Origin of the sequence: Pseudomonas alloputida (assembly GCF_021283545.2) — a bacterium.
Lineage (GTDB): Bacteria > Pseudomonadota > Gammaproteobacteria > Pseudomonadales > Pseudomonadaceae > Aquipseudomonas > Aquipseudomonas alloputida.
Map to the genome: position 1 here is coordinate 461,029 of NZ_CP128540.1, position 23,575 is coordinate 484,603.

Here is a 23,575-nt window from a genome sequence, read left to right on the forward strand (position 1 = left end):
AAATAAAAAATTATTCAGCGTTGCCCTGGGCGGTCTCGGCCGGGTAGGTCGCGCGCCACAGTTCGAAGCCTCCGTCCACGCTGTACACGTCGGAGAAACCCTGGCCTACCAGGTAGGCGGCAGCACTTTGGCTGGAATTTCCGTGATAGCAGACCACCAGGGTGGGCGCGTCGAGGTCGGCGTTGCGGATGAAATCAGCGACCGAGTGGTTATCCAGGTGCCGGGCGCCGGTGATGTGGCCGGCGGCGAAGGCCTGCGGGTCGCGAATGTCGACGACGACCGCACCTTCTTTCTTGCGAAGCTCCAAGGCCTGCTCAGGAGGGATGCGCTTGAATTCGCTCATGGGTACTACTTCCTTCAGGTGTGGTCGTTGAGTGTAGTGGGTTGTGCCGGCTGGCGCAGGGTGCCGTCGTCGGCGCAGTCGCAGCGGTGGTATTCGCCGCTGTCGACGTTGTACAGGGTCATGGCGCCACCCCATACGCAGCCAGTGTCCAGGGCGATGACGTCGGGCTCGGTGACCTCACCCTGCAGAGCGGCCCAATGGCCAAAGATGATCTTCACGTGGCGTGAGCGGCGGTCCTTGTGCGCGTACCAGGCTTTGTAGCCTTTGGGCGCGCTACCCAGGCCTTCCTTGCTCTTGAGGTCGAGTTTGCCATCGGCCGTGCAGAAGCGCATGCGGGTGAAGTAGTTGGTGATGACCCGCAGGCGTTCGACGCCGGCGAGGTTCTTGCTCCACTTGTTCGGCTCGTTGCCATACATGCCGTCGAGGTACAGCTGCAGGCGGGTGTCGTCACGCAGCACTTCCTCGACCTCGGCGGCGAGTTCCAGGGCTTTGCCAAGGGTCCATTGTGGCGGTATGCCGGCGTGAACCAGGGCGATGCCGCGGGGCTCGTCGTAATGCAGCAGCTTTTGCTGGCGCAGCCAGTCGAACAGTTGGTCGGCGTCCGGCGCTTCGATGATCTCGCGCAGTGTGTCGCTTTTCTTGAGGCGCTCGACGTTGTGCCAGGCGGCCAGCAGGTGCAGGTCATGGTTGCCCAGCACGCAGACCAGTGAATGACGGATCGAGTACAGGAAGCGCAGGGTTTCCAGTGACTCGGGGCCGCGGTTGACCAGGTCGCCGACCAGCCACAGGCGGTCGACGGCGGGGTTGAAACTGACGCGATCGAGCAGGCATTTGAGCGGCTGCAGGCAGCCCTGCAGGTCACCGACGGCGTAGGTGGCCATCAGTGCAGCGCTCCGGGCACTGCCAGCCGGAAGGGGGCAATCTCGGCGTCGAAGCGCTTACCGTCCTCGGCGAACATCTGGTAGCTGCCCTGCATGGTGCCAACGCGGGTGCTGATGACGGCACCACTGCTGTAAGTGTGGCTCTGGCCAGGGTCGATGTTGGGTTGCTGGCCGACCACGCCGGCGCCGCGTACTTCCTCTACCTCGCCGTCACCGTTGGTGATCAGCCAGTGGCGCGACAGCAACTTGGCACTGAGCGAGCCGTTGTTCTGCACGGTAATGGTGTAGGCGAAAGCGAAGCGACTGTTTTCGGGGTCGGATTGTTCTTTCAGGTAGCGGGTCACGACGCTGACGTCGATTTGATAGCGGGGGTCGGACATGCAAGGGCCTTGGGCGAACTGACGCAATAATGCAGTCTAGGCCATTGGGAGGGGGGAGGGCCAGCGGTGATCGGGCTTGGGGGGGGTGTTGTCTGTGCCGGCCTCTTCGCGGGTAAACCCGCTCCTACAAGGGGTCGCACAGGATTTGAGGGTTGTGCGATCCCTTGTGGCCCGCGAAGAGGCCGGTACGGGCTAAATCAGGCTTGTTGCTGATCCGCCAGTTGGTCAGCCAGGCGCACGAAGGCTGCCAGGTCGAGCTGTTCAGGGCGCAGGCTGCCATCAACGCCAGCAGCCTCGATGGCGGCGCTGTCCAGCAGGCCTTTCATGGTGTTGCGCAGGGTCTTGCGGCGCTGGTTGAACGCTTCGCGAACGACACGCTCCAGCAGCAGGTGGTCCTTGGCCGGGAACGGCAGCACTTCGTGCGGCACCAGGCGGACGATTGCCGAATCCACTTTCGGAGGTGGGTTGAAGGCACCAGGGCCGACATTGAACAGGTGCTCCACGCGGCAGTGGTACTGCACCATGATTGACAAGCGCCCCCAGTCACCGCCGCCAGGGCCGGCGGCCATGCGCTCGACCACTTCCTTCTGCAGCATGAAATGCATGTCGCGGATCAGCCCGGCGTGGCTGAGCAGGTGGAAGATCAGCGGGGTGGAGATGTTGTAGGGCAGGTTGCCAACCACCTTGAGGCTGCGTGGCGGCACACCCAACTGGTTGAAGTCGAACTTCAGGGCGTCACCCTGGTGCAGGCGGAAGTTGCTGCGATCGGCGAACTTGTGCTGCAGGATCGGCACCAGGTCTTTGTCCAGCTCCACCACGTCCAGCTGTGCGCCACTGCCCAGCAGGCCTTCGGTCAGGGCGCCCTGGCCCGGGCCGATTTCCAGCAGGTGTTCGCCGGCCTTAGCGTTGATGGCACGCAGGATGCGGTCGATGATACCGGCGTCGTGCAGGAAGTTCTGGCCGAAGCGCTTGCGCGCCCGGTGTTGGTATTGCTCGTTCATGGTCGGTTCTCGGCCATCTGGTAGGCGGTTTCCAGTGCGACGCGCAGGCTGCCGGTGTCGACTTTGCCAGTGCCGGCCAGGTCCAGGGCGGTGCCGTGGTCAACCGACGTGCGGATGATCGGCAGGCCCAGGGTCACGTTCACTGCTGCGCCGAAGCCTTTGTACTTGAGTACGGGAAGGCCCTGGTCGTGGTACATCGCCAGCACCGCATCGCAGTGCTCCAGATATTTGGGGGTAAACAGGGTATCGGCCGGCAGCGGCCCGCGCAGGTCCATGCCTTCGGTGCGCAGGCGGGCCAGGGTCGGCTCGATGATGTCGATTTCTTCGCGGCCCAGGTGGCCGCCCTCGCCCGCATGCGGGTTGAGGCCGCACACGAGGATACGCGGGTTGGCAATGCCAAACTTGTCGCGCATGTCGGCATGCAGGATACGGGTTACACGTTCGACGCGCTCTGCAGTGATAGCGTCGGCAACATCACGCAGTGGCAGGTGCGTGGTCACCAGGGCCACGCGCAGGCCGCGGGTGGCCAGCATCATTACCACTTGTGCGGTGCGGGTCAGTTCGGCAAGGAATTCGGTATGCCCGGAAAAGGCGATACCGCTTTCGTTGATCACACCCTTGTGCACCGGGGCCGTGATCATCCCGGCGAAGTGCCCGTCCAGGCAGCCTTGCCCGGCGCGGGTCAGGGTTTCCAGCACGAACGCTGCGTTGGCCTTGTCGAGCTGGCCTGGCACCACCGGGGCCGCCAAGGGGGTATCCCAGACGTACAGGCTACCTGCGGGTGCCGGGAGGTCAGGCCATTGGCCCGGGGCTACCGGCAGCAGGCTGACGGCCAGCCCCAGCTGCGTGGCCCGCTCGGCGAGCAGGTCACGGCTGGTGATGGCGATCAGGGGGTGGGGCTGGGCGTCTGCGGCGAGCAGCAGGCACAGGTCGGGGCCTATGCCGGCCGGCTCGCCGGGGGTGACGGCGAAGCGCAGGGGCTTCACTGGGCGGCCTGGTCAGCGCCAGGCAGCTTGATTTCAACGTAGGCTTCGTCGCGGATCTGGCGCAGCCAGGTTTGCAGCTCTTCGTCATACTTGCGGTTGCGCAGTACGCTCAGGGCCTGCTGTTCGCGAGCTTGCTCGGTGCTGTCGGTGGCGCGGCGGCCCAGCACTTCCAGAACGTGCCAGCCGTACTGGGTCTTGAACGGTTTGGTCACTACGCCTTGCTGGGCATTGGCCATCTGTTCACGGAACTCCGGTACCAGGCTGTTCGGATCGACCCAGTTGAGGTCGCCGCCGTTGAGTGCCGAACCCGGGTCTTCCGAGAAGCTCTTGGCCAGTTCGCCGAAGTCTTCGCCGTTCTTGATCCGATCATAAAGGCGCTCGGCCAGCTGCTCGGTGGCCGCCTCGCTGCGGATCTCGCTTGGCTTGATCAGGATGTGGCGTACATGCACTTCGTCGCGCAGCACGTTCTCGCTGCCGCCGCGCTTCTCCTCGAGCTTGAGGATGATGAAGCCGTTGGGGATGCGAATAGGCTGGGTAATTTCGCCCACTGGCATGCTGCTGAGCATCTTGGCGAAGTCGGGTGGCAGCTGACCGGCTTTACGCCAGCCCATCTCGCCGCCTTCCAGGGCGTTTTCGCTGGCCGAGTTGGCAATCGCCATCTGGCCGAAGTCGGCACCCTGGCGCAGTTGCTGGTACACGTCACCGACCTTGCGCGCAGCCTTCTGGATATCGTCCGAGTTGGCGGCTTCCGGGGTCGGGATGAGGATGTTGGCCAGGCGGTACTCTTCCGACATCTGCATCTTGCCCAGGTCCGAGGCCAGGAAGTTCTTCACTTCCTGCTCGGACACCTGAATGCGCTCGGCAACGCGGCGTTGGCGCACGCGGCTGATGATCATCTCGCGCTTGACCTGCTCGCGAGCGTCGTCGAACGACAGGCCGTCACGGGCCAGCGCCGCGCGGAACTGGTCCAGCGACATGCCATTGCGCTGGGCAATGGTGCCAATGGCCTGGTTCAGCTCTTCGTCGGTGATGCGGATACCAGAGCGCTCGCCGATCTGCAGCTGCAGGTTCTCGACGATCAGGCGTTCCAGGACCTGCTGTTCCAGGGCGCTGGTCGGCGGCACGCCGCCGCCGCGCTTGGCGATGGTTTGCTGGACCTCATGGACACGCTGGTCCAGCTGGCTTTGCATGACCACGTCGTTGTCGACGATAGCCACCACGCGATCAAGAGGTTGCACCGCGGCATGCACCGCGCCACTCAGCAAAGCGACGCCCAGCAACACTGGGCGCAGACGATCAATAAGCTTGGTCTTCACGTTCACGGTAACCTTGAATGCCTTGGTCGAGGAAAGACTCGACCTTGTTGCCAACTACGCCGCCGAGGCCTTTCAGGACGATCTGAAGGAAGACACCGTGGTCGCCTTTTTCGTTCTGTGGAAGGGCCTGGCTGAAATCGTCGTAGTCGATCCAGTAACGGTTGATCAGGCGCAGCTTCCAGCAGCAGTTGTCGTATTCGAAACCACCCATGGCTTCCAGGGTACGGTTGCGGTTGTAGTCATGCTGCCAGCGGGCGATTACGTTCCACTGCGGCACGATCGGCCAGATGACCGAGAAGTCGTGCTGCTGGATCTTGTAGTAATCCTTGATGTAGTTCGGATCGCCCGGGGTGCCATAGTCACCGCCGCCCACTTTCCAGGTACCCGTGGTCGAGTCGTAGGCAATGGTGTCGTTACGGTAGCGATAACCGAGGTTGACGATCTTGTTCGGGTTGTCTTCAGGCTGGTAGTGGAACATCGCGCTGCCCGAGCGGGTGCTGCGGCTGTCCGGGTCCCAGTTGAAGTCCGAATTGAAGCGCCAGTCGCGGTTGAAGTAGTAGTTGTACACCAGAGCGTATGGCGATACATCGGACTGCGCGTCCTTGCGGGTGCGGTAGTCGATGCCTGGCAGCTGGACCTTGCGGTCCTTGAAGTAGTAAGCCTGGCCGATGCTGAAGTTCTGACGCTCGAAGCCGTTCTCCTCGATCCAGCGGGTGGTCACGCCCAGCGACAGCTTGTTCTCGTCGCCGATGCGGTCGGTACCGCTGAAACGGTTGTCACGGAACAGCGAGTCGTAGCTGAACAGGGTTTCACCCGTGTCGAACAGCGGGATGTCCATCTGGTCCTTGTACGGGACATAGAGGTAGAACATGCGCGGTTCGAGGGTCTGGCGGTAGTTGGTGCCGAACAACGAGGTGTTGCGGTCGAAATACAGGCCGCTGTCGACGCTGAAAATCGGGATATCGCGGTTCAGGTTGCTTTTGTAGTCGCCGAACACGTCCAGTGTGTCTGCGTTCGCGCCTGCAATGTCGCCCTTGCCCTTGCTATCCAGGTCAAGGTCGTAATGGGTATACATGTACTTCAGCTTCGGCGTGATGTAGCCGTAGCTGGCCTCCATCGGCAGGCTGATGGACGGGGCGACGTTCAGGCGGGTACCGTTGGCACGCGCTACACCGAAGATGTTTTCATCCAGTCGCCGACCACCTATGCCGTCGGGCTTTAGTCCAGCAGTCAAATCTGGATTACCGTCTTCATCAAAGACGGCACTGTCCTTCAGATCACGATCAAAGCGAACAGCTTCAGTCTCGTACCCAAGGTTCAAACCGCCAGGCTGGAACGGCAGCGTACCGTTCAGGGTCAGCTGCGGCAGGCGATCATACGGCGTGATCTGCGAGATGGTCGCCATCTCGTAGGCATGCACATTCAACCGCGCGGTGTAGCTGTCGCCTCGGTAGGTCAACGCACCCTGCTGGTTCAGCAGGTCGCGGCTTTCCACGCCAATCTGGTCGGATTCCAGGTCCTGGAAGTAGAACGGGTCGCTGATGTCGGTGTAGTCCACCTCGGTCATCAGGCGTTCATCCAGGCCACCCTTGTGCTGCCAGTTGACCATCCAGCGCTGATCTTTGTAATCAGTCTGATCTTTGCGGTCGTCGTTCTTGTCGTTCAAGTAGGCGCCGCCGAACTGGCCTTCGCTGGAAGGTGTCAGGTAGCGGAACTCGCCTTCCATCAGCAGGCCGCGCTTGGCCATGTAACGCGGGTACAACGTGGCGTCGTAGTTAGGCGCCAGGTTGAAGTAGTACGGCGTGACCAGCATGAAGCCGGTGTCGCTGCTGGTGCTGAACGAGGGCGGCAGGAAACCGGACTGGCGACGGTCGTCAATCGGGAAGTAGATGTACGGTGTATAGAACACCGGGAAATCCTTGACCCGAAGCGTAACGTTGGTCGCAGTACCGAAACCGGTGGCCGGGTTCAGGGTGATGTTGTTGCCCTTCAGCTGCCAGGCGTTGCTGCCCGGTTCGCAGGTGGTGTACGTACCGTCCTTGAGGCGGATGATGGCGTTTTCGCCACGCTTGGCGTAAAGGGCACTGCCGCGGATGTGCGACTTGTGCATCACGTATTCGGCGTTGTCGACCTGGGCTTCGCCAGTGTCGAGCTGGATCTGGGCCTCGTCACCGACCACCAGGGAACCGTTGTCACGGATCTTGACGTTGCCCTTGAGCTCGCCACGGTTTTCGGCCTGGTAGAGGTTGGCCTCGTCGGCTTCGGCCTGCATGCTGCCCTGGCGCATCACCACGTCACCGGCGAGGGTGGCGATCTGCTGCTCCTGCTGGTACTTGGATACCTTGGCATTGATGTAGGTCGGCGACTCGTCCTTCGGCGTGGTGTCGGCCATGCCCGGGCGGGTTGGCTCGATATACGCGCCACCGCAGTACGGGCCGGTTTCAGCCAGCTGCGCGGCGGTGAGCTTTTCACGCGGCACCCAGTCCAGGTGGCTGTAGTCTTCGCTGCGCGACTTCAGACCACGGCCCTTGGCCTCGGTAACCAGCACGGGCCGGTCCGCAGTTTCGGCTTCGCCCGCCGCTTCGGTGCCGGAGCTGACGGCTGCACCTTCGTGCACCGGGCGCGGTGGCAAGTTGTTGACTGGGGTTTTGGGCTTGCAGTCCCAACCACCGGCGGCGGACACTTGGCAGTCGAACTGTTCGGCTGCCACTACGTATGAGGTGGCCAGAGGTTGCAGGGCCAGCAGACCGCCGGTTACCAGCAACGGAAACTTTCTACGAAACGCGGGGGATTTCAATGCCATCTTATTAGTCCGGGCTTCCTGCGTGCCATCTGCCCGCGTGTGGGGCCGCACGCCTCTCGATGGTCTGAAAGTCGGGTGGGAACTGGCCATTGCTGGCCAATTCCCCCCTAAGAACCGTACGTGCGCCTTTCAGCGCATACGGCTCAAGCCTTTACGAAGCTCCCAGAGGGAGCCGGTTTGCTCACGTGCAGACCACGCGTGTGGAGCTGGTTGTGACAATTGGGGTGCAAGAGTACCCGATTGCCTAGTTCATCGCCACCGCCCAGAGAGCGGTAAGTGATGTGGTGATCGTGCCACCCCGTTTCCCTAGTAATCGGTTGCCCGCATAGCTGACATAGACCGCTTTGGCTGGAGAATAGGGTGCCGATCTGTTTCCGGTATTTCAGCTGTTTCAGCATCCGGTCAGTCCTCAGTTTTTCACCCATAGCCTCCATGGTTGGGTCGTAGGGGTTGTAGTCCCCACTCACCTTCTTATGTCGCTCGATCGGTGTACTCGCAAGCGTGTACAGCTCGACCTCCCGTTTTGTTCCAGCTTCATCAGTTACCGTGGTGGCGAACACCCAGTTTCTATCGCCTGAGGATCGGAAATATTTCTTCCTCACCCAATCTAGGGTCTTGTTTGGGTGTCGCCTTTTCGCCCAACGCCAGAGTTTGATAAACACCCTGTAATCCATTCGGCTGTACGCCTGCTTCGCGACTACTGGTTGGTGGTACAGCGCCCAGCCTCTCAGTTTCAGGTTGAGCATTCGGATCAGATCCTCCTGCCTGACCGTCTTATGAGAGTCGATCGCCTCTCTGATCTTGCTGTAGAACGCCTTGACGTTCTTCTTGCTCGGCTTGATCAGTAACGTTCCATCGTATTTCCGGAAACTCCATCCAAGAAAGTCGAAGCCTTCGTCGATGTGGACGATCCGCGTCTTTTTGAGTGAAAGCCGCAGCCCGCGCGTTGCGAGGAACTGCTCTACCCAAGGTTTTACTTCATTCTCCAGCACCTCCGGGGAGGTGCCGGTGATTACGAAGTCGTCGGCGTATCGCACCACATTCACCTTCAGCTTCTTCGCCCTTGTCACCCCCAAGTGTTCCTTGAGGAGTGTTTCCAGACCGTCCAGTGCCAGATTTGCCAGCGTTGGGGAGATAATTCCCCCCTGTGGCGTACCTGCGTTCGTCGCGTGCAGCTGCCCCTTGTGAATGACTCCAGCTTTTAACCACTGCCGAAGCATCCGTGTATCCGTGGGGGCGTTCCTTAATAGCCATTCGTGGTTGATGTTGTCGAAGAATCCCTCGATGTCCGCGTCTAATACCCAGCAAGCCGAGGCCCGCTTGGATAGGCACAAGAACAACTGCGCCATCGCATCCGCCGTACAGCGTTCGATCCTAAAGCCGTAGCTGTTCGGATCTCCTTGGGTTTCGGCGATGGGAGACAGGGCCAGCATGTACAGCGCTTGCATGGCTCTGTCCGTCATGGTCGGTATGCCCAATGGGCGTTCCCGTCCGTCCGACTTTGGGATGTAGACTCGCCGTAGTGGCCGAGCCTTGTATCCCCGCGTCTTCAACTGACCAACCGCAATCCATTTTGCGTTGGGTGTATCCCAGAGTTGCTTATCGACTCCCGCCGTGCGGCTCCCCTGATTTTCCGTGACTCTCCGTACAGCCAGGTATCTGGCCGACTTCGAGCGGGTGAGCATCCGTTGCAGAGATTTGACTCTGCGCCATTTGCCTTCCCGACAAGCCTTCGCAATTCGCATCTGCATTCCCCGGACGTTCCGCTGGACTCGGCGCCAATCGACGTCGTGCCACTGTTGCGGAGTGTCGGAAAGCGCAGACTCACCTTGCTGGCTGAGCTCTTTCATGCTGCTTTCCTCTCAAAGTGAAACCACCCGAGCGGAAGGCGCACGTACCCCCTGAGGGGTGCATGCACCCCGTCAGGGTAGGATTATCAAGGGCCAATGAAGCTAGGTCCTGAGGTTAATGAGACGGTCTCAGTCAGAGTTATTGCAACGAAAGACCACGCAGAAGTCTGCCCGGTTTCCCGTGGGGTGATGTTCCAACCCCTATCCAAGCCATTACAGCCTGGCGTTCGCTTTCTCTGCGATCCCATACCCGCACCGCCAACAGTGTTCCTTACGGTTCACCTGCCCAAAGGGCAGCGATACGGGCTTACCACGTTCCCTCTCTGTCACACGACTGGGTTAGGCCCCGCCTTTTCACCGGAGGTTCTGATGGCGACGTATCCCCACATCCCACAGGGATATCCAACCTCGTACCATTTTGGTTCATGCCTAACAGCAGTTTTGGCATGGTTATCCTTACGGTGTTTATCAGCGATTCACTTGTGTTGGCCGTACCAGCCAGCCTAGCGCCTCAACCCGGTACTGCTCCGAGTCTCTGCATTCCTCCTCGCGGAAGAGATGCACCCATATGGGGGCTACGTTGTCTGACGGGCTTCACACACCACCGTTGCCAGTGATGCATGCCGTCGTAGGCTACCGTTGGTCGCACAACGAGTCCGCTACTGCTCCATAGAGGCGGCAGTTGGACAATGACAGACAGAGCTTTCGCTCATGCCTCCTGAAAGACCGAACCAAGACAGCAAGATAGCCGTTGGTCGGAAAGTAGATGCCTCCTGGTTCAAAATGAGCAGGAGGAGACCCCTGCGGGGGTCAGATCCCCCGCTTGGGTTGGTATGTAGAGGGCTCTCCAAAACCGGATGTTGCTGGTTTTGCGGTCGTGCTACCGAGAGCTGAACGACCTTGGGTTTTGCCATCCGCCGCAGCGGTAAGTTCTTGAAGGCAATGAACTTCTGGGCTGGTTTTGTTTCTTGGGGATGGATACCCAAGTATTCGATTTCCTCCCGGAAATCCCATCAAGCTGACCATACAGCTTGGTGGAGGAGACACGCTACGCGTGTCGCACAAGATGCTGGATAATAAAGCATGACCCGCTTGACGGCTAGGGCCGTCGGAGACCCTTGCAATGCCTGAACACGATGTACGCCTGCAACAACTGACGGTCTGGCTCGATGAGCAGCTCAATGATCTTTTCCGTGACAACGCCTGGGGCGAGGTGCCTGCAGGCAGCCTGACCGCTGCCAGCAGCGACGCCAGCTTCCGCCGCTATTTCCGCTGGCAGGGCGCTGGCCACAGTTTCGTGATCATGGATGCGCCCCCCCCGCAGGAGAACTGCCGACCGTTCGTCGCCATCGACCACCTGCTGGCCAGCGCTGACGTACATGTGCCGCTGATCCACGCCCAGGACCTGGAACGCGGCTTTTTGCTGCTTGGGGATCTGGGCACTCAGACATACCTTGACATCATCAATGCCGACAACGCCGATGGCCTGTTCGCCGACGCCATCGATGCCCTTCTGAAGTTCCAGCGTTTGCCAATGGACGCGCCGCTGCCCAGCTACGACGACGCCCTGCTGCGCCGTGAAGTGGAACTGTTCCCCGAATGGTACGTGGGGCGTGAGCTGGGCCTGACCTTCACCGATGCACAGAAGGCCACCTGGCAGCGCGTCAGCCAGTTGCTGATCGACAGCGCCCTGGCGCAGCCCAAGGTGCTGGTACACCGTGACTACATGCCGCGCAACCTGATGCAGAGCACCCCCAACCCTGGTGTGCTGGACTTTCAGGATGCGGTATACGGCCCGGTCACCTACGACATTACCTGCCTGTTCAAGGACGCCTTTGTCAGCTGGCCGCAGGCGCGGGTCGAAGGTTGGCTGGGCGACTACTGGCAGCAGGCGCAGGCGGCTGGCATCCCGGTGCACGCCGAGTTCGAAGCCTTCCACCGCGCCAGTGACCTGATGGGCGTGCAGCGGCACCTGAAGGTGATCGGCATCTTTGCCCGCATCTGCCACCGCGACGGCAAGCCGCGTTACCTGGGCGACGTGCCGCGTTTCTTCGCCTATATAAATGAAGTGATCGGTCGCCGGCCCGAATTGGCGGAGCTGGGTGAACTGATTGCCGAGTTGCAGGCCGGAGCGCGTGCATGAAGGCCATGATCCTGGCTGCGGGGAAGGGCGAGCGCATGCGCCCGCTGACCCTGCACACCCCAAAACCGTTGGTCCCGGTCGCCGGCCAGCCGCTGATCGAGTACCACTTGCGCGCCCTGGCGGCAGCGGGCGTGACCGAAGTGGTGATCAACCATGCCTGGCTTGGCCAGCAGATCGAAGACCATCTGGGCGACGGTAGCCGCTTCGGCCTGAGCATTCGCTATTCACCTGAAGGTGAACCGCTGGAAACCGGCGGCGGCATCTTCAAGGCCCTGCCTTTGTTGGGTGATGCGCCGTTCCTGCTGGTGAATGGCGATGTGTGGACCGACTACGACTTCGCGCGTTTGCAGGCTCCCCTGCAAGGCCTGGCTCACCTGGTACTGGTCGACAACCCTGGCCATCACGGCCGTGGTGACTTCCGCCTGGTGGGCGAGCAGGTCGTTGACGGCGATGACGCGCCCGGCACGCTGACCTTCAGCGGCATTTCCGTGCTGCACCCGGCGCTGTTCGAAGGTTGCCAGGCGGGTGCCTTCAAACTGGCACCGTTGCTGCGCCAGGCGATGGCGGCCGGCAAGGTATCTGGCGAACACTACCGTGGGCACTGGGTGGATGTTGGCACGCTTGAACGCCTGGCCGAGGCTGAGTCTCTGATTGGCGAGCGCGCCTGACATGTGGTGGCCAGGCACGGTGATAGGCGTGGGTGCCGGCTTTGCCGTTGCGAGCATACCGGGTGCCTTGCTCGGTGCGTTGCTTGGGCAGGCCATCGACCGCCGGCTGCGCTTGCAAGGCTGGGAAGACATGCGCGAACGCCTGGGTGGGCGCCCTGCATTACGCGACGACGAGTTGTTGTTCGTGATGCTCGGGCGCCTGGCCAAGTGCGATGGCCGGGTAGCCGAGCAGCATATCCAGCAGGCGCGTCAGGAGATGGTGCGCCTGGACCTGGCCGAGGCAGCCCGGTTGCGCGCCATCAATGCGTTCAACCGTGGCAAGGCGGGCAAGGACCGGCTTGGCGGGCACCTGCGGCGCATCAGTCAGCAGCCCCACGCGGCGGAAGGTACCTTGCGGGCCTGTTGGCGCATGGTCTGGGCTGACGGCAAGATGGGCAACAAGGAGCGTGAGTTGCTGCTGGACTGGGGGCAGAAGCTGGGCATGAGCCGGCGCCAGGTGCAGGCCATGTCCCTGGAGTACGAGCCGCGCAAGGCCACGGGAGCAGAAAGCGTGCCCATGACCTACGCGGCAGCGTTGCGCTTGCTGGCGGTGGACGCAGACACCGACACCGATAAGGTCAAGCAGGCGTATCGTCGGCTTGTCAGCCGGCATCACCCGGACAAGCTGGCAGGTACCGGTGCCAGCGAGGCGCAGGTGCGTGAAGCAACCGCGCGTACCCGTGAGTTGCACCAGGCCTATGCCATGATCCGCAAGCGGCGCGGCCTTTGACGCCCCGCCACAGGGATCAAGCCTGACTCAGCCCTGAGGGCTCATCCACCCCCGCACCCGGCGGAACAATTGCTCTTGTTCCGCCGCTTTGTTTGCTGGCATGGCAATCAATGACAATTGTCGGTACTGGCTATCCTTCTGCCGTTTGCTGGCCTGCAGCCGTTGCTGGGCTGCGTTGCGGTCAGCGCTGCGGGTGGCGTAGTAGATATCGGCCGTGGGTACCTTCAAGGTTGGGGCCAGGCTTTCCAGGTCCTGCTCCACCCGTGCAGGGGTCTGTGCAGCGACCATCACCAGTTTTTGTACCTGTGGTGGCTGCTTCTCGCTCAGGTAGCGCGCCGCCCAATACGCACCGCTACCATGGCCGATCAGTACGATGCTGCGGGCGTTGTGTTGCTGGGCGAACGCCACGGCGGCATCCAGGCGGGCGAAGATGCGTTCGGCATCTGCCGGGTCGGCCTGCTCGCTGGCTTGTTCGGCATCGGTGCTTTCTGCTGTGTCGGCATCGGCTGCGGTGGCTTGGGCCACGTTGGCGTTGGCGTCGGCCGGCACGTCCTTGGCCGGTGCGCTTTCGCCTTTGTCTGGCGCAGGCGCTGCCGGTGGTGTGGCTTCGACCCGCGCTTGCGGGCTGTCTGCGAGCAGGTCGGGCAGGCTGACGCTCAGGCTGTGCCAGCCGATATCAGGGAATTTTTGCCGCAGTGGGCCGACTGCATTTGGCCAGTCGGCCGTTTCGCCTGCACCAGGGACAATGATCACCGCCCCTTGCGGATCGTTGTCGTTGGCCGGCTTCCACAGGGCCAGGAAGCTGTCGGCACCGGCCTGCAGGGTCTGCTGCTCAGCCTTGGGCAGCAGCCGTTCCAGCGCCAGTGCATCCTCCTGGCTGCGTTCCAGCAAGGGTGGGCGTGGGGCCTCGGCAGCCGGTGCCATGGCATTTGCAGGTGGTTTTTCGGCATCGGCGGCCAGGGCGCCGAGTGGAAGGACCGAGGCCAGGCAGCACATTGCCAGCGTCGTGCGATAAAGTGTGGACATGAGTCAACCCAAGGCCAGAATGAAACCGGCAGCCTAATAGTATTTGCCCGTGACGGCCATGCTGCATGGCCGTCTTTGCCAAGTCGAGCGTATAGATGAAGCGAGTGCGTCGCCTGTTGGTTATCGGCTGCTTGTGGCTGCCCTTGATTGCCTGGGCCAAGCCCGAGGCGCTGCCCTCTGTGGTGCTGGAGCCTGACCAGCAGCAGTGGCTGGACACCCACCGCAGCCTGCGTGTCGGCCTGGTGTTGCAGGCGCCCTACGCCCAGTTCGACCGGCGTCTGCAGCAACTGTACGGGGCCAATGTGGAACTGGTGAATAGCCTGGCGCAGACGCTGCGACTGGACCTCACCTGGCGTAACTTCACTGACCAGGGCAGTTTGGAACATGCCCTGCAGAGCGGCGAAATCGACTTCGCCCCTGGCCTTACCCAGACGCCGGCCAGCCTGCGCCTGTGGCTATTCAGCGACCCGTACATGCGCGTGCCACAGCTGGTGGTGGGGCCGCGCACCGGGGCCATGGCCGTGGAACTGGAAAAGCTTGAAGCCGAGCAACGCGTGGCGGTGCGCATGCCCAGCCCGCTGGCGGATTACCTGCGCGGCAACTACGGCAACCTCAACCTGCAGGGGGTGCCCGACGATCGTGAGGCCTTGCAACTGGTGGTAGGTGGCCAGGCCAGTTTCGCCGTGCTGGATGAAGCGCAGCTCAGCCGCCTGTCGCGCGAGAGCGAGTTCGGTGAGCTGGCGGTGGTCGGCGATATTGGCCTGCCGCAACTGTTGCGTATCGGTTCGCGGCGCGACTGGCCGATGCTGGCCGATGTACTTGAACGTGGCTTGCAGGCCGTGCCGGCCAAGGAGCTGGAGCAACTGCATCAGCGCTGGTTGCAGCCGAAATACCCGCGCCTGAGCGAGTCGCCGGGCTTCTGGCAGAACATGGCCTTGTTGTTCGGTCTGTTGCTGTTGTGTGCCTTGGCCACGCTGGTGTGGCAACGCCGTCAGCAGCGCCAGCTGGAGCGCAGCCTGTTGGCCGCGCGAGAAAGCCTTGTTGAGCGCCAGGTGCGCGAAGAGGCGTTGCGGCTGAGCCAGTTCGCCATCGATCAGAGCACCGTGGGTATCCTCTGGGTCAACTGGGACAGCCATGTGCGTTACGCCAACCATGCCGCCGAGCGCATGTTGGGCTACAGCGAAGGGGCGTTGCTGGAGCGGCCGCTAAGCGACTTCGAGCCAAGCCTGAACATGGACCGTTGGCTAGAGCTGTGGAAGGGTGCGCGGACAGGGGCGGGGGGTGTCGGTCAGTTTGAGACGCAATGCCGGCGGGCTGATCAAAGCTTGCTACCCGTGGAGCTGTCGCTGAGCTTTCTGCGCTTTCGTGATTCCGAATATCTGGTGGTCTACCTCGCCGATGTCACCGAGCGCCACCGTGCCTTGGCGGCCCTTCGCGAAAGCGAGGCGCGGCTTAAGGGCATTGCTGGCAACGTACCAGGGTTGGTGTTTCGCCTGGAGCGTGACCCGGCCGAGGGCGATCTGGAGTTCCCCTATATCAGTGAGGGTAGCGAGGCTTTGGTGGGTTATGCACCCAGCGAGATCCAGCACCCGCAGATGGGCCTGCGCAACCTGGTGCACCCCGAGGACCGTGCTGATTATCACAGGGTGCAGGACCTGGCCCTGGCCAGCGACCAGGACTGGTCCTGGCAGGGGCGCATCCTCACCCGGCAGGGCGAACAGCGCTGGGCCGATATCAAGGCCAGCGCCCGGCATCTGGGCAACGGCCAGGTAGTGTGGGACGGTGTAGTCTGGGACATCACACAGGGCAAGCGGGCCGAGCTGGCGCTGGCGAAGTCCCAGGAGCAGCTGCGCGAACTCTCGGCCCACCTGGAGAGCGTGCGTGAAGAGGAAAAAGCCCGTATCGCCCGGGAAGTGCATGATGAACTGGGGCAGATGCTGACCGTGCTCAAGCTGGAAGTGTCGATGTGCGAGCTGGCCTATGCCGAGCTGGACCCTGGCCTGAATGATCGCCTGGCGAGCATGAAACGCCTGATCGCCCAGTTGTTCCAGTTGGTACGCGATGTCGCCACTGCCTTGCGTCCGCCGATCCTCGATGCCGGCATTGCCTCGGCCATCGAATGGCAGGCGCGGCGTTTCGAGGCACGTACGCAAATCCCCTGTCTGGTGCAAGTACCCGATAATCTGCCAGCATTGAGTGATGCCAAGGCCACCGGGCTGTTTCGTATCCTCCAGGAGGCGCTGACCAATGTGATGCGTCACGCCCAGGCGCACAGCGTAGAGATTGAGCTGGTACGTGAGGGCGGACAGTTGCGCATGACGGTCAGTGATGATGGCCAAGGCTTTTGCCGCGAGCAGACCCGGCCCACCTCATTTGGCCTGGTGGGTGTGCGCGAGCGGGTGCTGATGCTGGGGGGGAGCATGACGCTGGAAAGCGAGCCGGGCGAAGGCACCAGCCTGAGTGTGGCCATTCCGTTGGAGTAGGAGAGCAATCGTGATTCGAGTACTGGTGGCCGAAGACCACACCATTGTCCGTGAAGGCATCAAGCAGTTGATTGGCCTGGCCAAGGACATGCAAGTGGCGGGGGAGGCCGGTAATGGCGAGCAGTTGCTCGAAACCCTGCGCCACACACCGTGCGAGGTGGTACTGCTGGACATCTCGATGCCGGGTGTGAACGGCCTGGAGGCGATCCCGCGTATCCGTGCGCTGCACGATGCTCCAGCGATCCTGATGTTGTCGATGCACGATGAGGCACAGATGGCGGCGCGGGCGCTGAAGGCCGGTGCGGCGGGCTATGCCACCAAAGACAGTGATCCGGCGTTGTTGTTGACAGCGATTCGTCGGGTGGCCGGTGGCGGGCGTTATATTGACCCGTCGCTGGCCGACCGCATGGTGTTCGAAGTAGGCCTCACCGAATCCCGGCCGTTGCACACACTGCTCTCGGAGCGGGAATTTTCGGTGTTCGAGCGCCTGGCCCAGGGCGCCAACGTCAACGACATCGCCCAGCAGTTGGCGCTGTCGAGCAAGACCATCAGCACCCACAAGGCACGCCTGATGCAGAAGTTGAAAGTGAACTCGCTGGCGGAGCTGGTGAAGTACGCCATGGAGCACAAGCTGATCTGATTGCGACATACGGGTGCCCGAAACTTGCCGAAGCCTATGTGGGAGCGGGCATGCCCGCGAACGGGCCTGGCCTGCTGATCTCTATGGCTGAGCCGGCCTCTTCGCGGGCATGCCCGCTCCCACAGGTTTCGTGGTTGGCTCGCAAGGGCATTCCAATCCCGCCATCCTTGTAGGGCGATCCCTACAACAAATCTTCCATCCGGATGATGGCATTCTCTCAGTACCCCCGATTTTCGGGCGCTTGCGTCTCTTCTACTCTTTTGCCTACGCAGTCATCCAACAAGAAGGTGCAGGCATGAGCGAGGCGAAGTCGAACGCTGCAACCGGCGAAACGCTGGTCAGCTTCCGTGGTGTGCAGAAGAGCTACGACGGCGAGTCGCTGATCGTCAAAGACCTCAACCTGGATATCCGCAAGGGCGAGTTTCTCACCCTGCTTGGCCCGTCCGGCTCGGGCAAGACTACCAGCCTGATGATGCTGGCGGGCTTCGAGACCCCCACCGCCGGTGAAATCCAGCTTGGCGGGCGCTCGATCAACAACGTGCCGCCGCACAAACGTGATATCGGCATGGTGTTCCAGAACTACGCGCTCTTTCCGCACATGACCGTGGCCGAGAACCTGGCCTTTCCGCTGACCGTGCGCAACCTGAGCAAGACCGACATCAGCGAGCGGGTCAAACGCGTGCTGAACATGGTGCAGCTCGACGCTTTCGCCAAACGCTACCCCGGCCAGCTGTCTGGCGGCCAGCAGCAGCGTGTGGCGCTGGCCCGGGCATTGGTGTTCGAGCCACAACTGGTACTGATGGACGAGCCACTTGGCGCGCTGGACAAGCAGCTGCGCGAACACATGCAGATGGAGATCAAGCACATTCACCAGCGCCTGGGTGTGACCGTGGTGTACGTGACCCACGACCAGGGCGAAGCGCTGACCATGTCCGACCGCGTGGCGGTGTTCCACCAGGGCGAAATCCAGCAGATCGCCGACCCGCGCACGCTGTACGAAGAGCCCTGCAACACCTTCGTCGCCAACTTCATCGGCGAGAACAACCGCATCAGCGGCACCCTGCTGGCCAGCGATGGCAAACGTTGCCAGGTGCAGTTGCCTCGCGGCGAGCGGGTCGAGGCGCTGGCGGTGAATGTCGGCCAGGCCGGCGAGCCGGTGACCCTGTCGATACGCCCGGAGCGCGTGCGCCTGAACGGCCACAGTGAAAGCTGCGTCAACCGGTTCTCTGGCCGGGTGGCCGAATTCATTTACCTGGGCGACCACGTGCGGGTGCGTCTGGAGGTTTGCGGCAAAGGCGACTTCTTCGTGAAGCAGCCGATTGCCGAGCTCGACCCGGCGTTGGCCGTGGGCGATGTAGTACCGCTGGGCTGGGAGGTGGAGCACGCCCGCGCGCTCGATCCGATTGCCGAAGCCCATTGATGGATTGCTTCACCAACCCTGTACTGTGGAGAGAATAATAATGCGCAAGCAGTTGAAACTGACCGCCCTGGCTTTGGGGCTGTTCACCGCTGGCCAGGCCATGGCCGCAGACCTCACCGTGATCTCGTTCGGCGGCGCCAACAAGGCTGCCCAGGTCAAAGCGTTCTACGAACCCTGGGAAAAAGCGGGTAATGGCAAGATTGTCGCGGGTGAGTACAACGGCGAAATGGCCAAGGTCAAGGCAATGGTCGACACCAAGAGTGTGTCGTGGAACCTGGTAGAGGTTGAGTCGCCAGAGCTGGCGCGCGGTTGCGACGAAGGCATGTTCGAAGAGCTCGACCCAGCCCTGTTCGGCAATGAGGCCGACTACGTGCCTGGTGCCATTCAGCCTTGCGGTGTGGGCTTCTTCGTCTGGTCCACGGTCATGGCCTACAACGCCGACAAGCTCAAGACCGCCCCCACCAGCTGGGCCGATTTCTGGGACACCAAGCAGTTCCCGGGCAAGCGCGGCCTGCGCAAGGGCGCCAAGTACACGATGGAATTTGCACTGATGGCCGACGGTGTTGCGCCCAAGGACGTCTACAAAGTGCTGGCAACCAAGGAAGGCCAGGACCGCGCCTTCAAGAAACTCGACGAACTCAAGCCCAGCTCCAGTGGTGGGAAGCGGGTGCACAGCCACCGCAGTTCCTGGCCTCTGGCGACGTGGTCATGAGCTCTGCCTACAACGGCCGTATTGCCGCTGTGCAGAAAGAGAGCAACCTCAAGGTGGTGTGGAACGGCGGCATCTACGACTTCGATGCATGGGCAATTCCCAAAGGCGCCAAAAACGTCGAAGAGGCGAAGAAGTTCATCGCCTACAGCGTCAAGCCCGAGCAGCAGAAGATCTACTCCGAAAACATCGCCTATGGCCCGGCCAACTCCAAGGCCGTGAGCCTGCTGTCGGACGAAGTGAAGAAAGACATGCCGACCACGCCTGAGAACATTGCCAACCAGGTGCAGATCGACGTGGCGTTCTGGGCCGACAACAGCGAGCAGCTGGAGCAACGCTTCAACGCCTGGGCGGCGAAGAAGTAAACGTCCAGTGTGTGGGGCCGCAAAGCGGCCCCCAATTCAGCCTGTATTGCGGAGTTCGCCATGGCCATTGCAGTGCCCCTCAACGAAGGCGCAGGTCCAAGTCTCAAGCAGCGCCTCAAACACGCCGAGCGGGTCAACCGCTGGAAGGCGCAGGCGTTGATCGCGCCGCTGGCGCTGTTTCTTCTGCTGGTGTTCCTGGTGCCGATTGCGGCGCTGCTGTACAAGAGCGTCGGCAACCCTGAAGTGGTCGGCGGCCTGCCGCGCACGGTGGAAATCATCAGCCAGTGGGATGGCAAAAGCCTGCCAGGCGAGGACGTTTACAAGGCGTTGAGCCAGGATTTGGCCGAGTCGCGCAAGAACCAGACCCTTGGTGACCTTTCCAAACGCTTGAACATGGAGCTGGCCGGTTACCGCAGCTTGTTGACCAAGACTGCCCGTGCGCTGCCCTTCAAGGCTGAGCCTGCCTCTTATAAAGAGGCGTTGCAGGCTGTTGACGAGCGTTGGGGCGACCCGGCTTATTGGCAGGCGATACGCCGCAATACCAGTTCGGTGACTTCTTTCTACCTGCTGGCCTCGGTGGACCATCGCATCGATGACCTTGGTGAGCTAGCCAAGGCCACCCCGGACCAGGCCATTTACCTGGACATTTTTGTCCGTACCCTGTGGATGGGCGTGGTGATTACCACTATCTGCCTGGTACTGGCCTACCCACTGGCCTACTTGTTGGCCAACCTGCCGACCCGGCAGAGCAACCTGCTGATGATTCTGGTGCTGTTGCCCTTCTGGACATCGATCCTGGTACGAGTGGCGGCGTGGATCGTGCTGCTGCAGTCGGGCGGGCTGATCAACAGTGCGCTGATGGCCATGGGCATCATCGACCAGCCGCTGGAACTGGTGTTCAACCGCACAGGCGTCTACATCTCGATGGTGCACATCCTGCTGCCGTTCATGATCCTGCCGCTGTACAGCGTGATGAAGGGTATTTCCCCGAGCTACATGCGTGCGGCGATCTCGCTGGGCTGCCACCCGTTCGCCAGTTTCTGGCGGGTGTACTTCCCGCAGACTTACGCCGGTGTGGGCGCCGGTTGCCTGCTGGTGTTCATCCTTGCCATCGGTTACTACATCACCCCGGCGCTGCTGGGTAGTCCGAACGACCAGATGGTCAGCTACTTCGTCGCCTTCTACACCAACACCAGCATCAACTGGGGCATGGCCACCGCATTGGGCGGGCTGTTGCTGCTGGCGACCGTGCTGTTGTACCTGATCTATAGCTGGCTGGTCGGCGCCAGCCGTCTGCGCCTGAGCTGAGGAGCCTGTCATGCTGAGCCCATACATGTCGCCCGTGGAGCGGGTCTGGTTCTACAGCCTGCGTATTCTCTGCGGCTTGATCCTGCTGTTCCTGATCTTGCCAGTGCTGGTGATCGTGCCGCTGTCGTTCAACAGTGGCAGCTTCCTGGTGTATCCGCTGCAGGGCTTCTCGCTGCAGTGGTATCAGGACTTCTTCGGCTCGGCCGAATGGATGCGTGCGTTGAAAAACAGCATCATCGTTGCCCCGGCGGCCACGGTGCTGGCCATGGTGTTCGGCACGTTGGCGGCCATCGGCCTGACCCGTGGCGATTTCCCCGGCAAGTCGCTGGTGATGGCGCTGGTGATCTCGCCCATGGTGGTGCCGGTAGTGATCATCGGGGTGGCCAGTTACCTGTTCTTCGCCCCTCTGGGTATGGGCAACAGTTTCACCTCGCTGATTCTGGTGCATGCGGTACTGGGTGTGCCGTTCGTCATCATTACCGTGTCGGCGACGCTGCAGGGGTTCAACTACAATCTGGTGCGTGCGGCGGCCAGCCTGGGCGCTTCACCTCTGCTGGCTTTCCGCCGGGTGACCCTGCCGCTGATTGCGCCCGGTGTCATCTCGGGAGCCCTGTTTGCCTTTGCCACCTCGTTTGACGAGGTGGTGGTGACGCTGTTCCTCGCCGGGCCGGAGCAGGCAACACTGCCGCGGCAGATGTTCAGCGGTATTCGCGAGAACCTGAGCCCGACCATTGCCGCGGCGGCGACCTTGCTGATTGCGTTCTCGGTGTTGTTGCTGCTGACCCTGGAGTGGTTGCGTGGGCGTAGCGAGAAGCTGAGGACTCAACAGCCGGCTTGATGATGGCTTGCCTGTACCGGCCTCTTCGCGGCTAAAGCCGGAAGAGGCCGGCACAGGTTGCGTTGGTCGACACCAATTGATACCAATCAGCCTTCATCGCTTTCCCTGAGTTACAATGCGCGCCACCGTGAATTTGCCAACAGGTGCGCCATGCAGCCCTACGCTATTGCCCCCTCCATTCTCTCTGCCGATTTCGCCCGCCTGGGTGAGGACGTCGACAAGGTATTGGCTGCGGGTGCAGACATCGTCCACTTCGATGTCATGGACAATCACTATGTCCCCAACCTGACCATCGGCCCGATGGTTTGCACCGCTCTGCGCAAGTACGGCGTTACTGCGCCGATCGACGTGCACCTGATGGTCAGCCCGGTTGACCGCATCATTGGCGACTTTATCGAAGCGGGTGCCACCTACATCACCTTCCACCCTGAAGCCACGCAGCACATCGACCGTTCGCTTCAGCTGATCAAGGATGGTGGTTGCAAGGCCGGCCTGGTGTTCAACCCGGCCACCAGCCTGGACGCCCTGAAGTACGTGATGGACAAGATCGACATGGTGCTGCTGATGAGCGTCAACCCAGGCTTCGGCGGGCAGAAGTTCATCCCCGGCACCCTCGACAAGCTGCGCGAAGCGCGTGCGCTGATCGACGCCAGTGGCCGTGATATCCGTCTGGAGATCGATGGTGGCGTGAACGTCAACAACATCCGCGAGATCGCTGCGGCTGGCGCCGACACCTTCGTGGCCGGCTCGGCGATCTTCAACGCCCCGGACTATCAGGAAGTGATCGCCAAGATGCGCGCCGAACTGGCCCTGGCCCGCCCATGAGTGGCTTCGAGCAGCTGTTCCCGGGGACGCTGCCAAGGCTGGTGATGTTCGATCTGGACGGTACCCTGATCGATTCCGTGCCTGACCTGGCCGCCGCCGTGGACCGCATGCTGCTCGAACTGGGGCGCCCGCCTGCTGGCCTTGAGGCCGTGCGCCACTGGGTTGGCAATGGCGCCCAGGTGCTGGTGCGCCGCGCGTTGGCGGGGGGCATCGACCATGCCGACGTGGACGATGCGCTGGCAGAACAGGCGCTGGCGCTGTTCATGGACGCTTATGCCGAAAGCCACGAACTTACCGTGGTCTACCCCGGTGTGCGCGACACCCTGCGCTGGCTGCGCAAGCAGGGCGTGGAGATGGCGCTGATCACCAACAAGCCTGAGCGCTTTGTTGGCCCGCTGCTGGACCAGATGAAGATCGGTAATTTCTTCCGCTGGATCATTGGTGGCGACACCTTGCCGCAGAAAAAGCCCGACCCGGCGGCGTTGCTGTTCGTCATGCAGATGGCCGGTGTCACCCCGCAGCAGTCCCTGTTTGTCGGTGATTCGCGCAGTGACGTGCAGGCGGCCAAGGCGGCTGGCGTGCAATGCGTGGGCCTGACCTACGGCTATAACCATGGCCGGCCGATCGACGCCGAATCCCCCAGCCTGGTAATCGACGACCTGCGCGCATTGCTGCCCGGTTGCGCAGACCCGGCCACTGGGATAACGTTGGCGGACCTTCAAGCCTCACAAGACAGAGAGTCCACCGTGGCGGTTACTGGCAAATTCTGGATGAAAGTCATCAAGGCCTTGGCCCGTTGGCGTTGGCGCGCCTGACTTCAG

At 61.9% G+C, this 23,575-nt stretch carries 19 protein-coding genes and 1 pseudogene; 11 read left to right on the plus strand and 9 right to left on the minus strand.

Going from position 1 to position 23,575, the window contains the following annotated elements; genetic code table 11:
* Window positions 1-10: 10 nt before the first annotated feature.
* The 8 genes from glpE to ltrA all read right to left on the minus strand — a co-directional run bounded on the left by glpE (window position 11) and on the right by ltrA (window position 9,560).
* A complete protein-coding gene (gene glpE, locus LU682_RS02000) occupies window positions 11-343 on the minus strand; it encodes a thiosulfate sulfurtransferase GlpE (protein ID WP_010951742.1) in 333 nt (110 codons plus the stop codon).
* Between the two features lie 14 nt (window positions 344-357).
* On the minus strand, window positions 358-1,224 hold the full coding sequence (locus LU682_RS02005; protein WP_004576191.1) for a symmetrical bis(5'-nucleosyl)-tetraphosphatase: 867 nt from the start codon (window positions 1,222-1,224) through the stop codon (window positions 358-360).
* Window positions 1,224-1,604 (minus strand): Co2+/Mg2+ efflux protein ApaG, encoded by a 381-nt coding sequence (gene apaG / locus LU682_RS02010; protein ID WP_003255559.1) that lies wholly within the window; start codon window positions 1,602-1,604, stop codon window positions 1,224-1,226. Before apaG ends, LU682_RS02005 begins: the two co-directional genes overlap by 1 nt.
* Window positions 1,605-1,801: 197 nt before the next feature.
* Window positions 1,802-2,605, minus strand: a complete 804-nt coding sequence (rsmA, locus tag LU682_RS02015) for a 16S rRNA (adenine(1518)-N(6)/adenine(1519)-N(6))-dimethyltransferase RsmA (protein ID WP_003255558.1) — start codon at window positions 2,603-2,605, stop codon at window positions 1,802-1,804.
* Entirely contained in the window at window positions 2,602-3,591 is a 990-nt protein-coding gene (pdxA, locus tag LU682_RS02020) for a 4-hydroxythreonine-4-phosphate dehydrogenase PdxA (RefSeq protein WP_003255557.1), read from the minus strand. The genes rsmA and pdxA overlap by 4 nt, the downstream gene beginning before the upstream one ends.
* Complete coding sequence (gene surA / locus LU682_RS02025; RefSeq protein ID WP_010951743.1) at window positions 3,588-4,907, minus strand: peptidylprolyl isomerase SurA; 1,320 nt, start codon at window positions 4,905-4,907, stop codon at window positions 3,588-3,590. The genes pdxA and surA overlap by 4 nt, the downstream gene beginning before the upstream one ends.
* Complete coding sequence (locus LU682_RS02030; RefSeq protein ID WP_049587154.1) at window positions 4,888-7,710, minus strand: LPS-assembly protein LptD; 2,823 nt, start codon at window positions 7,708-7,710, stop codon at window positions 4,888-4,890. The genes surA and LU682_RS02030 overlap by 20 nt, the downstream gene beginning before the upstream one ends.
* 143 nt (window positions 7,711-7,853) lie before the next feature.
* The gene (gene ltrA, locus LU682_RS02035; RefSeq protein WP_110678999.1) at window positions 7,854-9,560 is read right to left on the minus strand and encodes a group II intron reverse transcriptase/maturase; all 1,707 of its coding nucleotides are present in this window, start codon (window positions 9,558-9,560) and stop codon (window positions 7,854-7,856) included.
* Window positions 9,561-10,683: 1,123 nt separating this feature from the next.
* Here ltrA and LU682_RS02040 point away from each other — a divergent pair.
* From LU682_RS02040 to LU682_RS02050, 3 genes are read left to right on the plus strand one after another with little or no spacing between them, the layout of a single operon-like run.
* On the plus strand, window positions 10,684-11,703 hold the full coding sequence (locus tag LU682_RS02040; protein ID WP_010951744.1) for an aminoglycoside phosphotransferase family protein: 1,020 nt from the start codon (window positions 10,684-10,686) through the stop codon (window positions 11,701-11,703).
* The gene (gene murU / locus LU682_RS02045; RefSeq protein ID WP_010951745.1) at window positions 11,700-12,371 is read left to right on the plus strand and encodes an N-acetylmuramate alpha-1-phosphate uridylyltransferase MurU; all 672 of its coding nucleotides are present in this window, start codon (window positions 11,700-11,702) and stop codon (window positions 12,369-12,371) included. Before LU682_RS02040 ends, murU begins: the two co-directional genes overlap by 4 nt.
* A 1-nt stretch (window position 12,372) precedes the next feature.
* Window positions 12,373-13,140, plus strand: coding sequence for a TerB family tellurite resistance protein (locus tag LU682_RS02050; protein ID WP_010951746.1), 768 nt, complete (start codon window positions 12,373-12,375; stop codon window positions 13,138-13,140).
* Window positions 13,141-13,167: 27 nt separating this feature from the next.
* Here the strand turns inward: LU682_RS02050 and LU682_RS02055 are convergent, their stop codons facing one another.
* Window positions 13,168-14,166, minus strand: a complete 999-nt coding sequence (locus LU682_RS02055) for an alpha/beta hydrolase family protein (protein WP_010951747.1) — start codon at window positions 14,164-14,166, stop codon at window positions 13,168-13,170.
* 95 nt (window positions 14,167-14,261) lie between these two features.
* Between LU682_RS02055 and LU682_RS02060 the strand changes: the two genes are divergently transcribed.
* The 8 genes and pseudogenes from LU682_RS02060 (at window position 14,262) to LU682_RS02095 (ending at window position 23,569) form a co-directional block, all read left to right on the plus strand.
* Complete coding sequence (locus tag LU682_RS02060; protein ID WP_010951748.1) at window positions 14,262-16,649, plus strand: PAS domain-containing sensor histidine kinase; 2,388 nt, start codon at window positions 14,262-14,264, stop codon at window positions 16,647-16,649.
* A 7-nt stretch (window positions 16,650-16,656) separates the two neighbouring features.
* Window positions 16,657-17,289: a response regulator gene (locus LU682_RS02065; protein WP_172830947.1), complete on the plus strand. Its 633-nt coding sequence runs from the start codon at window positions 16,657-16,659 to the stop codon at window positions 17,287-17,289.
* Window positions 17,290-17,584: 295 nt separating this feature from the next.
* On the plus strand, window positions 17,585-18,709 hold the full coding sequence (locus LU682_RS02070; RefSeq protein WP_003255547.1) for an ABC transporter ATP-binding protein: 1,125 nt from the start codon (window positions 17,585-17,587) through the stop codon (window positions 18,707-18,709).
* A 40-nt stretch (window positions 18,710-18,749) separates the two neighbouring features.
* A pseudogene (locus LU682_RS02075) lies at window positions 18,750-19,783 on the plus strand (ABC transporter substrate-binding protein).
* Window positions 19,784-19,843: 60 nt separating this feature from the next.
* A complete protein-coding gene (locus LU682_RS02080) occupies window positions 19,844-21,091 on the plus strand; it encodes an ABC transporter permease (RefSeq protein WP_010951751.1) in 1,248 nt (415 codons plus the stop codon).
* Between the two features lie 10 nt (window positions 21,092-21,101).
* Window positions 21,102-21,929 (plus strand): ABC transporter permease, encoded by an 828-nt coding sequence (locus LU682_RS02085; protein ID WP_003255542.1) that lies wholly within the window; start codon window positions 21,102-21,104, stop codon window positions 21,927-21,929.
* Window positions 21,930-22,079: 150 nt separating this feature from the next.
* Window positions 22,080-22,754, plus strand: a complete 675-nt coding sequence (rpe, locus tag LU682_RS02090; protein ID WP_003255539.1) for a ribulose-phosphate 3-epimerase — start codon at window positions 22,080-22,082, stop codon at window positions 22,752-22,754.
* Window positions 22,751-23,569: a phosphoglycolate phosphatase gene (locus tag LU682_RS02095; protein WP_010951753.1), complete on the plus strand. Its 819-nt coding sequence runs from the start codon at window positions 22,751-22,753 to the stop codon at window positions 23,567-23,569. Before rpe ends, LU682_RS02095 begins: the two co-directional genes overlap by 4 nt.
* The last annotated feature ends 6 nt before the right edge of the window (window positions 23,570-23,575 follow it).